The organism is Nocardia sp. NPDC050630, from assembly GCF_044457245.1.
Classification (GTDB): Bacteria; Actinomycetota; Actinomycetes; order Mycobacteriales; family Mycobacteriaceae; genus Nocardia.
This window is the reverse complement of record NZ_JBITGN010000011.1, coordinates 1-12653: the sequence shown is the minus strand read 5'-3', so window position 1 is coordinate 12653 and position 12653 is coordinate 1. Positions and strand designations below refer to the sequence as shown.

General features: G+C 64.5%; 13 protein-coding genes. 11 read left to right on the top strand and 2 right to left on the bottom strand.

All coding sequences use genetic code 11. From position 1 onward, the window contains the following. Positions 1–748 precede the first annotated feature (748 nt). The 7 genes from ACIBG0_RS25620 to ACIBG0_RS25590 all read left to right on the top strand — a co-directional run bounded on the left by ACIBG0_RS25620 (position 749) and on the right by ACIBG0_RS25590 (position 7111). Complete coding sequence (locus ACIBG0_RS25620; RefSeq protein WP_397035512.1) at positions 749–1945, top strand: Ig-like domain-containing protein; 1197 nt, start codon at positions 749–751, stop codon at positions 1943–1945. Positions 1946–2390: 445 nt separating this feature from the next. Continuing rightward, positions 2391–3281, top strand: a complete 891-nt coding sequence (locus ACIBG0_RS25615) for a manganese catalase family protein (RefSeq protein ID WP_397035511.1) — start codon at positions 2391–2393, stop codon at positions 3279–3281. A gap of 237 nt (positions 3282–3518) precedes the next feature. Continuing rightward, on the top strand, positions 3519–4088 hold the full coding sequence (locus tag ACIBG0_RS25610) for a hemerythrin domain-containing protein (RefSeq protein WP_397035510.1): 570 nt from the start codon (positions 3519–3521) through the stop codon (positions 4086–4088). Between the two features lie 370 nt (positions 4089–4458). Next, on the top strand, positions 4459–5070 hold the full coding sequence (locus tag ACIBG0_RS25605; protein ID WP_397035509.1) for a flavodoxin family protein: 612 nt from the start codon (positions 4459–4461) through the stop codon (positions 5068–5070). Positions 5071–5119: 49 nt separating this feature from the next. Next, positions 5120–5323 carry a hypothetical protein gene (locus tag ACIBG0_RS25600; RefSeq protein WP_397035508.1) on the top strand — a complete coding sequence of 68 codons (204 nt, stop codon included), beginning with the start codon at positions 5120–5122 and terminating at the stop codon, positions 5321–5323. Between the two features lie 157 nt (positions 5324–5480). Then, positions 5481–6260, top strand: a complete 780-nt coding sequence (locus tag ACIBG0_RS25595) for an enoyl-CoA hydratase-related protein (RefSeq protein ID WP_397035507.1) — start codon at positions 5481–5483, stop codon at positions 6258–6260. A 203-nt stretch (positions 6261–6463) separates the two neighbouring features. After that, positions 6464–7111, top strand: a complete 648-nt coding sequence (locus tag ACIBG0_RS25590) for a hypothetical protein (protein WP_397035506.1) — start codon at positions 6464–6466, stop codon at positions 7109–7111. Positions 7112–7171: 60 nt separating this feature from the next. Here ACIBG0_RS25590 and ACIBG0_RS25585 read toward each other — a convergent pair whose 3' ends face one another. Both ACIBG0_RS25585 and ACIBG0_RS25580 read right to left on the bottom strand, forming a co-directional pair. Further along, a complete protein-coding gene (locus ACIBG0_RS25585) occupies positions 7172–7594 on the bottom strand; it encodes a tautomerase family protein (RefSeq protein WP_397035505.1) in 423 nt (140 codons plus the stop codon). 28 nt (positions 7595–7622) lie between these two features. Then, a complete protein-coding gene (locus tag ACIBG0_RS25580) occupies positions 7623–8324 on the bottom strand; it encodes an SDR family oxidoreductase (protein ID WP_397035504.1) in 702 nt (233 codons plus the stop codon). Positions 8325–8378: 54 nt separating this feature from the next. Here ACIBG0_RS25580 and ACIBG0_RS25575 point away from each other — a divergent pair, with 54 nt between their 5' ends. From ACIBG0_RS25575 to ACIBG0_RS25560, 4 genes are all read left to right on the top strand, one after another. Further along, positions 8379–8564 (top strand): hypothetical protein, encoded by a 186-nt coding sequence (locus tag ACIBG0_RS25575; protein ID WP_397035503.1) that lies wholly within the window; start codon positions 8379–8381, stop codon positions 8562–8564. After that, positions 8521–10686: an acyltransferase family protein gene (locus tag ACIBG0_RS25570; RefSeq protein ID WP_397035502.1), complete on the top strand. Its 2166-nt coding sequence runs from the start codon at positions 8521–8523 to the stop codon at positions 10684–10686. The genes ACIBG0_RS25575 and ACIBG0_RS25570 overlap by 44 nt, the downstream gene beginning before the upstream one ends. A 211-nt stretch (positions 10687–10897) precedes the next feature. Continuing rightward, entirely contained in the window at positions 10898–11371 is a 474-nt protein-coding gene (locus ACIBG0_RS25565) for a CinA family protein (RefSeq protein ID WP_397035501.1), read from the top strand. A gap of 130 nt (positions 11372–11501) precedes the next feature. Beyond that, positions 11502–12494 carry a TIGR03557 family F420-dependent LLM class oxidoreductase gene (locus ACIBG0_RS25560; protein WP_397035500.1) on the top strand — a complete coding sequence of 331 codons (993 nt, stop codon included), beginning with the start codon at positions 11502–11504 and terminating at the stop codon, positions 12492–12494. Positions 12495–12653 lie beyond the last annotated feature (159 nt).

The following is a 12653-nucleotide window of genomic DNA, read 5'->3' as shown; positions in this document are numbered from 1 at the left end:
GCATAGTCCTCGCCGAGGCTGCGGCGGGAGCCCATCAGTCCGATATTCTGAGATCTCGCGCCATTCAGCGATACGCAGCGGCGCGTGGATGGCGGTGTGCCGCAACAGCCGGATCGGGAGCGTCGCCAAGAGCCGGACACCGGCCCGGCCAGTCAACTCGCGTCCCCGGCAAGTTGATCGTGTACGACGCTGGTAACGCTCCAGAAAGTTCAGCAGCTGCGCACGAAAAGTGGTGCGGCAGTTCGGGAAACACCTACAGCGATGGGCGTCGAGGAACGAGTCCGCGCCAAACTGAAAACCTCAGCGGCGCTGTGTAATTGACGCACGTGTCCTAGCAGGTGGGTTGTGGGACAAAGAATCCCGCATCGGTAGAACGGCCATCCGGCCACTGGAGCGGCTGAAGCCGGCATGCTGGCCATTCGGATCTTCCGGTGCACCCGTTCGATCCGGGACTACATCCGAGGTATCGGCCGCACTTCAGCCGCTGATCATTGATCAGCCTGGTCGGCATCGTGCGGCCCCGAGTCGGCTTACAGCTGACCTTTGCGCAATCAGCCCGTGTGACCGTCAGAGGGTTTTGCGGACCGCCGATGACCGTCTCAGCGGATACCCGGATCAATCGCCGAACGGTATCGGTTGTGCGACGGATCGGTGGAGATGCTGGTCGTCGGTGTCCCGGACGGCACATAGCTGCCGCATGCTGACGAGACACAGGTCGGCCCAGCACCCCGGAGAAGGGAGATAGACGGTGGCATTGGGACGTCGTCGGCTGCTGATCGGCTTCGCCGGTGCGGGAGGCCTGGCCCTGACCGGGTGCGGGTGGGTGCGAGACTCCGCGCCGCCATCCACATCCGCCACAATCGGATTCGATCCCCCACCCGGCACCCACGATGTCCAAGCGCGCAGCCACGCCACGATCACCGTCACCGACGGGACGCTGCGGTCGGTCGATTGGACAGATGAAACGGGCAGATCACTGCCGGGCGCATCGTCGCCCGATCACCGCAGCTGGACCAGTGCTGAACCACTCGGCTACGGACACACCTACACCGCCAAAGCCGTGGCCAACGGCGAGACCGGCGATGTCACCGCGACGACAACCTGCACCACGGTGCGCCCCCGACAGCTCGTCGACGTCTCCCTCCGCTCCGCCAATCTCGTTGAACTAGCCGAAAACGACACCTACGGAATAGGTTTCGTGCTTGTCGCCCATTTCGACGAACCCGTGGACCGGGCAGCCGTGGAACCCCACCTCGAGGTCACCACCGACCCGCCCGTCACCGGTGCCTGGTACTGGCTCGACGATCAGAACGCACACTGGCGCCCAGAGCACTATCACGCACCGGGAACCAGGATCACGATCGCGGCCGAACTGTTCGGCCTCGCGCTCGGCGAGGGCCGCTACGGCCTGCGCGACCAACGAGTGTCGGTGATCATCGGGCCAGCGCACGTCGCGATCGCCGATGACGACACCAAACAGATCGAGGTCTTCGACAACGGAAACCTGGTGCGCACCATGCCCACATCGATGGGCAGGGGCGGCACCGCGGTCATCGGCGGCCGAGCCATGTCGTTCTGGACGCGCCCGGGCATCTACACCGTGCTGGACCAAAAAGACCCGGTGATCATGGACTCCGCTAGCTACGGCCTGCCCACCAACTCCGGACTCGGCTACCGCACCAGCATCAACCATGCGGTCCGCATCAGCCATGACGGAATCTACGTGCACGAACTTGCCGCAACCATGTGGGCCCAAGGCAACACCAACGTCTCACACGGCTGCCTGAACATCTCCCCCAACGACGCCGCATGGTTTTACGACTTCGTGATCCCCGGCGATGTCGTTGAAGTCCGCAATACCGGCGGCGACCCCCTCGACATCTGGCAGAACGGCGATTGGGGCATCCCCTGGTCCGACTGGCTGCACGGCGGCGCCCACACATGACAAAGCAGATTCGTTGCGTTGCAACAGAATTCATCACTTCCGGTCAGGGTGGCGCGAGGTAGCGGCACCCCTGGACCCGGGCGGATGAAGTTCGTGCTGTGCCGACAGATCGTTCTGCCGAACCCGCGGTTTCGCCAAGGGACGCGACGTGAACGATCGGGCAGTGTTGCTGAAAATTTACTGATAGTGATCCTTCGTATGTCGGGAGGGAGCATGATGGGCCAAGTGAGCGATGTCAGTGGGGCGGCATCGCAGGTCTACGACTGCGGCGGGTGACGGACAAAATCGAGATGCGTCAGAGGCGGGGTGCCGGGTTTTCGTCGCCGAACAGCCGTTTGTGACGCGGATGTCGGCCGTAGCCGAGTTTCGCTGGCGCGGTTTCCGGTCGATGATCGCGAGTAGGCGCGAGGTATTCGGAGTATGACGTCGACGACCAAGGAGAGCGATGTTCATTCACAACAAGGATCTGCAGTTCGAGGTGCGGGTGGATCGACCGGACCCTCGGTTCGCGACCCTGCTACAGGAACAATTCGGTGGCGCCAACGGCGAATTGAAGGCGGCGATGCAGTACTTCAGCCAGGCTTTTGTCCTGCGCCGCAAGAACCCGAAGATGTACGACCTTTTCATGGACATCGCGACCGAGGAGTTCAGTCATCTCGAGATCGTCGGTTCGATGATCACGATGCTGTTGGACGGGTTGAACGACGATCTGAAGCAGGCTAACGAACGGTGTGACTGGATGCCGGTCGTGACGAACTCGGATGGACGGGAACAGGCGATCCATCACGTGGCCGCGGATCCGTTGTTCTTCGCGTTGCAGGGTGGCGGCCCCGATGTGGGCAATTCCGCGGGTGTGCCGTGGTCGGGGGCGTACGTGAACTCCAACGGCGAGCCGTCGGTGGACTTGCGCAGCAACCTCGCGGCGGAGTCGCGGGCGAAGATCGTCTACGAATACCTCAAGCAGTTCACCGACGACCCGGGTGTGCAGGATACGTTGTCGTTCCTGATGACTCGTGAGGTCGCGCATTTCCAGCAGTTCACTGCGGCGCTGAACGACCTGCCGGTGAACTTCCCTCCCGGAACGCTGCCAGGAGACGATCGTTTCCAGAACGTCGCGTTCAACATGTCGAACGGCGCCGAGAGTGCGCGCGGGCCATGGAACGAGGGACGCGGTCCGTGGCCGGAAGGGATGGAATGGCGCTACGTCGAGGATCCGGTCGGCCAGTGGCTGCGCAGCGGTGAGCGCGAGAACCACGGCACGCAGATGAACCCGGGCGGTGAGCCCGTGGTGCAGGGCAGCAAGCCGTTCACGCACGAACAGCACATTCCGGGCTGACCAGTTCGATCAGATTTCGCCACGAGATCGGTGATGGTCGCCTCCTGGTGTGACGCCGGCGAGTAGCGATTTTTCTGGCCTGCAGAGGATTTTCGCGGTGCCGAGCAGTCCGCGCTGCTCGGCACCGTTATCGCAGAGCGGTGCCCCAGCTCGCGAAGTGTTTGCTGTCCCCTTCCAGGGGTAAGGCCGCAGCAGCGCAAGTCGCGCTGACCGTACTACTTGTCCAAGGAGACCATCGTGGAAGCAACGTCGATCAACACCACCGATGATGTCGTCACGTTCCTGATCGAGCAGCACGTGCGTATCCGCGAACTGTTCGCCCAGGTCGAGCAGGCCCCAACGGCTGAGCAGCGGGAGCAGAAGTTCTACGAACTGCGCCGCTTGCTGGCGGTCCACGAAACCGCCGAGGAAGAAATCATCCACCCGCGCTTCCGGCGAGAAGTCCATGACGGTGCCGACATCATCCAGGCGCGTCTCGACGAGGAAAACAAAGCCAAGCGCCAGCTCGCCGACATCGAAGCGGTCGATATCGATTCCCCCGAGTTCGACGCCAAGCTCGCGGCCCTGCGCGACGGGGTGCTCGCGCACGCCGAACACGAGGAGCACGAGGAGTTCAACCGATTGCGTTCCGAGCTGGAACCCGATGAGCTGGCACGCCTGCGCAATGCGGTGAAATTCGCCGAAGCCATGGCGCCGACACGTCCGCATCCCGGCGTCGAGTCCGCGGGCGCGAATCTGCTCGTCGGACCATTCGCGGCGATGATGGACCGCGCCAAAGACGCCATCAGCAAACCCCACACGAAATGATCACCACTTACCCGGTGCGGGGCCTGTTTTCAGCCGTTGACGACACCATTTCCTGACGTGGTGAGCGCGGACCACGCCGTTGCCTCGCAATAAATCTGCGGCCTCGTGATCGCATTGCGACGAGCCGCCGGGCAGCGTGGGTCCGCGTGCAACGGCGATGGCGATGCGTGATCTCAACGGCGAAACCGGCGGCCGCACCAGCGGATGCCGCATATGGGCTGTACTCACCGCTCCGCGTGCCGTGGTCGGCGGCGATGATCCACCGCCGGTGATCGAAAACCTACGGCCGCGAATACGTTTGGCCGGGCGTGAACGGGTATCCGTCGAAAGCTGAGTTCGGACAATTTTATTCACAGGAGCTGCAGAGACCATGCCCGTATTGAACGCACTCGCACTGGTTTGCACCTTGAAGAAGTCGCCGGCGCCGTCGAGTAGCGAGACCATCGCCCGACAAGTTCTCGACGAGTTGGCCGAGCATCAGGTCAAGGGAAATATGCTGCGGGTGGTGGATTTCGATGTCAGCCCCGGCGTCACCGCGGATGAGGGGCCGGGTGATCAATGGCCCGTGCTGCGAGACCACATCTTGGCCGCCGACATCCTCGTCATCGCCACCCCGACCTGGCTGGGGCACATGTCCTCGATTGCTCAGCGAGTGCTCGAACGCTTGGACGCCGAGCTCTCGAACACCGACTCACAAGGGCGTCCCGCCATGTTCGGCAAAGTCGCCGTCGCCGCGGTAGTCGGCAACGAGGACGGCGCACACAAGATCGTCGCCGATCTGTTCCAGGGACTCAACGACATCGGCTTCACCATCCCCGCCCAGGGTTGCACCTACTGGAACGGAGAAGCCATGGGCAGCACCGATTTCCGAGACCTCGACAGCACCCCGGAGACCGTCGCCACCACCACGCGCACACTTGCCGGCAATGCCGCACACCTGGCCCGCCTGCTGCAGTCCGAGCTCTACCCCGCGTCAGCTTGACCGCTGAACCTGATCAGGTTGTTGCCGCGGGACGGATCGGACTCCACGGATGGAACGCACCCGAAGCCGTTTCGAGCCGCCACCACGCCAACCGCTCGGCGAGTTCGGGCAACCAATCAGCTGGCGAATGGCAGAGATCGTGTCGCGCGCGGGCAGCGGCGGCGTGGAGAACGTCGGCGGCGAGAGCGGGGAAGTCGTGTCGAAGGTGCTCGATCGTATCGGCAACCACGAAGTCGGACGTGGCTCTATCTGATCTCACCGATGTCATCTCGTGCCCTCCTGCCCTGCTCATTCGTGGATCACTTCGTCCGACGGTATTTACTCGAGCGTGGCAGGGACAGGGCCACTGGTCCCACTGTCGTGGGTCGATAGGCCCTGTTGAGGCGGCGTCGACGATCTACGGTGGACAGATGACCGCCTTGGAATATCAGCATGTGCTGGTCGCGCGGGACGGCGACACCGTGCGGATCACCATGAACCGGCCGCAGCGGCGCAATGCGCTGTCAGGCGAGCATCTGGCAGAACTACTCGCATCGTTTCGGACTGCCGGGGAGACCGACGCCACCGGCATAGTGCTGGGGGCGCACGGTCCGGTGTTCTGCGCGGGACATGATTTCGCCGACGTCGCCGCGCGCGATCTACTCGGCGTGCGGGAACTGCTCACACTGTGCACCGAGCTCATGTCGACCATCCAGTCGGTGCCGCAGGTGGTGATCGCCCGGGTGCACGGTTTGGCCACGGCCGCCGGCTGCCAGCTGGTGGCCTCATGCGATCTTGCCGTCGCCGCCGAATCGGCCGGTTTCGCGCTCCCCGGCGGCAAGGGAGGCTGGTTCTGCCATACTCCGGCGGTGCCGGTGGCGCGCGCCGTCGGCCGTAAACGTCTGATGGAACTGGCGCTCACCGGCGACCCGATCGATGCCCGCACCGCCGAGCAGTGGGGGCTGATCAACCGAGCGGTGCCGGACGCCGAGCTGGACACCGCCGTAGACGAGTTGCTCGCCCGCGCGACCAGAGGCAGCCGGGCCAGCAAGGCGCTCGGCAAACGCACCCTCTACAGCCAACTCGACCGGCCCGAAGCAGATGCCTACGCCCTCGCCCTGGAAGTCATGGCCGCCGCCGCCCAACTTCCCGATGCCCGCGAAGGGATGGTGGCCTTCCTCACGAAGCGCCCGCCCGTCTGGCGCGACTAATGCTCACCGCTCGTGGCCGATCGAACATTGTTGGCGCTCAGCGCATGTCTGTCGACAGCCACGGGCGAACCCGACAGCGGCGTATGTCAAGCTGTGCCGACCCAGAGTGAACGGAACGCCGGAAAAGACAAGCGGGCAGCGGCCTGTTCGCGGCCGCCCTACACTCGACGCACACGCATGCTCTCGACGGAGGTGATCGGCGGTTGAACCCCAGGGACCCGCGCGACCAGCACACCGCACGTTACGAATCCGGTTTTCAGCCGGGGAACTACCGTGACCCCGCCTATAGCCAGGATCACGGATCCAGCCAAGACGCCAGTTACAGCCAGGATCACGGTTACAGTCAGGATCACGGATATAGCCGAGACCACGGATACAGCACGTATCAGCAATCCGATTATCCGGACCGGCAGTCTCGACGACAGCAAGGTCCGGACGTCAACATCGGTATGTTCGTCGGCGGTGTATTCGCGGCTGCGGTGGTAACCGCGCTCGCCGCTTGGCTGTGCGCCTGGATCATCGAGATCATCGCCACCCGAGTGACCGAGAGCGGCAAGTTCGGGGTGTGGAACCCGATGGCCCAGGATGCGTACTGGTTCGCGGCCGTGGCCTTCATCTGCACGCTGCTGGCCGGGGTGCTCTGGTATCTGCTGCGCCTCGGCACTCCATCACCGGAATTGTTCTTCAACTGGATCGTGGGAATCCTCACCGCCGCGGCCGTGATCATTCCACTGGCACTGTCGAGCCACCTCTGGATCGGAATCTCCACCGCGATCGAACATTTGGTGATCGGACTGCCGATCCTGAGCTTGGTACGCATGGTGGGTACCAAAAGCGTCGTAAACCAGTGAGGAACGGCCGCCCCGCCTACAGTCGGCATCGCCCCGCTTAGCTGCGTTACGGCCCCGGCTTCAGTACGGGGTGGGTTTGTTTTCCTCGGCCCAGGTCTGCTCGATATCGCTGCCGATCGGCGGCGGGAAGAGGCCGGCGATCATCCAGGTGTCGCGGGCCACCTCGTTGATATTGAATTCGAGGTACAGGCCGCGGTCGTGCGTATAAGGGGTCATGAGGGCGTCGAGGCCCCGGGTCATGCGCTTTCGCATCTCGGGGTCATCGAGTTGACGGGCGAGGTGGTCGATGGTGATGCGCACCGAGGCGGTGGTGGGTTTGCCGCCCACATAGAAGGAGTCGGCGGGGAGTTCGTGGAACAGTGCTACGGCGTAGAACTCCGGCAGACCGACGCGGGCATAGTAGGCGGTGATGTCCCGGGCGAAGTTTTGCTTGTCCTCGCTGGTGTAGGTGTTCGGGGGGTGGTAAATGTGCCAGAGCGGCATGGTGGATTCCTTTGGACGAAGCGAAGTTTCAGCGACGGAACGGAAGGACCAGGTTTTCCACGGGACCGGAGAGAGAGGCCTTCACCTGCCGGGTGAACTCATCGACGAGTACCTCGTGCGCACCCTGTTCCAGGCCGTCGGCGAGTGCGGCGGCGACCGTGGCGGGGCTGAGCTTGACGACATCGATGGCCTTCACCATGTCGGTGTCGGCGAACCCAAGGTGGACGCCGACGACCTGGGTACCCTGTGCCGCCAGTTCGACGCGCAGGGAGTTGGTCAGAGACCACAGGGCCGCCTTGGACGCGCCGTACGCTGCGGCCCCGGAACTCCAGGACAGCACGGAGTGGATATCCACTAGTGCGCCACCACCATTGGCCGCGAGGATAGGGGCGAAGGCCTGGGCGATGCGCAGGGGGCCGAAGACGTTGGTCTCGAATGTTTCGACGACATCGGCCATTTCGGCGTGCAGTAGCGGCGCTGGACGCAATACACCCGCGTTGTTGATGACGATGTTCACGTCAGTGGCCCGATCGGCCACGGCCGCAATCGAATCCGGGTCGGTAACTTCCAATTCGAGCGGGACGACCCGAGAGTCTTCGCCTGCCTCGACTTTGCGTGCGGTGGCGTAGACCTTGGCCGCACCACGCGCCAGGAGCTCCTCGGTAAAAGCGCGGCCGAGGCCGCGCTGCCCGCCGGTCACCAGTGCGATAGCGCCTTCGATTGTGGTCATGTCTGCCTTCCTGATGCGATGACGTCGCAGCTGACTATATAACACTATAGTCAAATGGCGGAGGTGTATAACGAACTGGCCACCGAGCAGGCTCGGGTGGTGGTCGCGTTTCATCGCCAGTGGGGCCGAAAGGCCGAAGCCTGGCGTGCGGTGAGTTGCCGTGACATAGCTGACGTGATCGACAACAATGCCGCGCATGACGGTGGCGGCGAGCGGCGGATTGATAGATCGGCGGGCTGATCAGGCGATCAATACGACACCGCGCGCGACGTTTCGGCCCGACATCGAGGGGTTGCGAGCAGTTGCCGTACTAGCCGTTGTGCTTTTTCATGCGAACTTGCCCGGGGATGGGGGCGGATTCGTCGGTGTCGACGTCTTTTTCGTCATTTCCGGCTTCCTCGTCACCGGAATCCTTTGGCGGCAAGCGGCTTCCGCCGACACCGTCGGGCTGGTCCGGTTCTACGGCGCGCGGGCCCGCCGTCTGCTGCCCGCAGCAGGTTTCGTGGTGGTTGCCACCGCGATCGCAGCGGCCGTACTGCTGCCACCGCTGCAGGCTCGCCAGGTGCTCGGCGATGGGATCGCCAGTGCCTTGTATGCCGGGAACTATCGGCTCGCGCTGCGCGGCACCGACTACCTTGCCGGTGACACGTCTCCGTCGCCGTTTCAGCACTTTTGGTCGCTGGGTGTGGAGGAACAGTTCTATCTGTTGTGGCCCGTACTGATCGCGGTAACGGCCTGGTTCGCGCGGCGCCGCCGAATCGGCGCGGCAGCTGTGTTCCCGTACCTGAGTGTTCTTGCGATTGTCGCCGCGCTCTCCTTCGTCATCTCGCTGATCTGGACCCGCAATCTGCCAGCATGGGCGTTCTTCTCGCTGCCGACGCGGGCGTGGGAACTGGGTGTCGGCGGCATGATCGCGCTGTCGGCCGTTGCGTGGTCGCGTTTGCCGCAAGCGGTCGCCGCCGCTGCCGGATGGATCGGGCTGGTCCTGATCGTCGTGGCATGTGCCCGGCTGAACGGCCAGACACCATATCCCGGCACCGCGGCCATACTGCCAGTTATCGGTACTGCCCTGGTGATCGTATCGGGTTGTGTGGGAACACGATTCGGAGTTGGGCGCGGACTGGCACTGCCCGTAATGCGGGCGATCGGCCGGGTGTCGTACTCCTGGTATCTGTGGCACTGGCCGGTTTTGCTGTTGGCGCCGCGTGTGCTCGGTCACCAGCTCGGACTGAGCGGCTCCATGGGCGCGGTCATGGTGGCTGGTGGACTAGCCATGCTCACGTGGTGGCTGGTCGAGAATCCGGTTCGCTTCGCCGCTGCGTTGCGAGGATCGGCCGCACGCAGCCTCGCCTGCGGTGGCGCGATCACCGCGGTGGCCGGTTGTGCGGGACTGACGCTGCTCGTGCTCATTCCCGTCCCGGTCGGCCGTGGTGCGGCGGCCGCGGCTCTCACGCTCGCCACACCCGCCGCACCGGCCACTTCCAGCGCCGACGCGCGTGATGCGGCGGTCCGGCAGCTGACCGCACAGACGCAGGCCGCAGTCGCTGCCTCGGCTGAAATCCGATCTGTCCCTTCGAATCTCACTCCCTCGCTGGCCGACGCGCCCGGCGACAAGGCGGGCGTGTTCGTCGACGGCTGCGTGCGATCGTGGCGTGAGGTGGGACAGGCCGAGTGCGCCTCCGGCGATCCGGACTCGACCACGACAGTGGCCCTGGTCGGCGATTCGCATGCCGCGATGTGGCATCCGGCGTTCGAGCCGATCGCCGCGCAGCGGCACTGGCGCCTGGAAACCATGGCCAAGGTCACCTGCCCACTGCTCGGCTTGCCCATCACCAGCCCCTATCTGGGCCGGGAGTACACCGAATGCGAGCAGTGGCGCGACCAGATCCTGACCCGATTGCGGGCCGAACGCCCCAGCCTCATCGTGCTGAGCATGTCCCGGCGCTACGGCGCCGACTTCGGCTTCAGCTCTTACGACCAGGCCTGGATCGAGAGCCTCAACCACCTCGTCGGCCAACTGCGAGCGACCGGAGCGGCGGTCCTGGTTCTCGGGTCGATCCCCGATCCGCACACCACCGTGCCGGTATGCCTGTCCGAACATATCGACGATCCCGCGCCATGCACGCCGGCACGGCCGGTCGCGGTCGATGACGCGGGCATCGCGGCCGAGCAGGCGGCGGCCACCGCCGGCGGCGGCCAGTACGCCGATCTGACCCCGCTGTTCTGCACGGCCGCCCGCTGCCCCCTCATCATCGGTGACAACCTGGTGTACCGCGACGATAATCACCTCACCGTCGGTTACGCCAGAACACTCGGACCGGTCATCGCCGCACTCGCTGACCATGCGCTCTCCAATAGGTGAGCTGGCCACGCAGGTGCGAGTTGGATTCAGGCAGCCGAACATCAATGCGTTCACCTGTTGCCCAGAAAAGAGACGCCATACGCCAGCACACCTACAACCTGGCCAGCGGAAATTTCACTGGCGTCATACACCCGCCGGCCAAGACTCCGGCCAACGTATAACCGCCAACTGGAAAGGTCGGCGGATCCGCTGGAGTCGATAGGGTGGTTCGATGTCCAGAATCGATGAGTGTGCTAGCCGAGTGGCCGCGGCCGCCATGCGGTCGAAACGGACGGTGGCGGTTGCCGAATCCTTGACCTGCGGCCAGTTGTCGTCGGCGTTGGGCGCTGCCCAGGATTCGGCGCAGTGGTTGCGCGGTGCTGTGGTTGCCTACAGTGCGGATGTCAAACACCAAGTGCTCGGGGTTCCCCAGGTGCCTGTCGTATCGGAGACCGCGGCGCGAGCCATGGCGGCCGGTGTGCGGAAATTGCTCGGCGCCGACGTCGCCGTGGCTGTGACCGGGGTGGGCGGTCCCGATCCCCAGGACGGTGAACCGGCGGGATCGGTATGGCTGGCAGTCCACGCCGAGACTGTGACCTGGGCACGGCATGAGCACTTCGATGGCGAACCCGAAGACGTGCTGCGGCGCACCGTCGAAGTCGCGCTCGACATGGTGCGCGAGGCGATGGACGACACCGCGCACTGACATATCCGGCGGTCCCGGTACTACCAGGGGCGCGACTTCCCTTTGCTCGCATGCGTGGAAAGCGTCACCGATAACTACGCGGTAGACGGGTAGCCCACCGATATCCACCGCCGAGCGAGAAGGAGCGACAGTGACCCGATTCGGATACACACTGATGACCGAGCAGAGCGGCCCACGCGAACTCGTCCGCTATGCGGTCGCCGCTGAAAAGGCAGGATTCGACTTCCTGGTCAGCAGCGACCACTACGCACCGTGGCTCGAGGAGCAGGGACACGCCCCGAACGCCTGGACCACCCTCGGGGCCGTCGCACAGGCGACCCGGCGAATCCCATTGATGACCTACGTGACGTGCCCGACCATGCGCTACCACCCGGCGATTGTGGCGCAGCAGGCGGCGACATTGCAGATCCTGGCCGAAGGGCGGTTCACCCTTGGACTCGGAAGCGGCGAGAGCCTCAACGAACACGTGATCGGCGCGGGCTGGCCCGGGCTCGAGGAACGGCTGGAGCGACTCGCGGAGGCCATCGGCATCATTCGTGATCTGCACGCGGGCGGGACGGTCAGCCGACTAGGCGACTGGTATCGAGTCGACGCCGCCAAGGTATGGGACTTGCCGGACCAGCCGGTGCCGATCGCGGTCGCGGTATCCGGACCACGATCGGTGCAGCGACTCGCCCCGTTGGCCGACGAGATGGTCAGCACCAGTCCCGATGCTGAACTTGTTCGGTCATGGCATCGCATGCGCGCGACCGACTCCGCTGCGGCGAAGCCCCGCGTCACCGGGCAACTGCCGATCAGCTGGGATACCGACCGCGACAAAGCAATCCAGCGTGCCCACGAGCAGTTCCGGTGGTCGGTGGGCGGCTGGGATGTCAACTCGAACCTGCCTACGCCGGCGAGTTTCGCGGCCGCGACGCAGTTCGTTCGCCCGCATGATATCGCCGAGACGATCCCGTGCGGTCCCGATCTCGACGCCATCGTGGCGGCGGTGCGGCCCTACCAGGACGCTGGCTTCACCGACATCGCTGTCGTCGAAATCGGCGACGAACAGCAGGACCGGTTCCTCGCCGAGGCGGCCGAACCGCTGCTGGCGAAACTCCGTGCCGCCGATACCGATTCCTGAGCTTCATGGGCGACAGGTCGAGCCGCCTACGATGGCTGTGTTCTTATCGGGCGATCTGCCTCAGCTAGTGGGTGCGCCCGTTAGTTCGTCGGGGGTTATGCCGCGAGCGGTCGGGGTGCGTGCAGGTCGTGGTGGCCGAGGCGGTGCAGTAACTGGTTG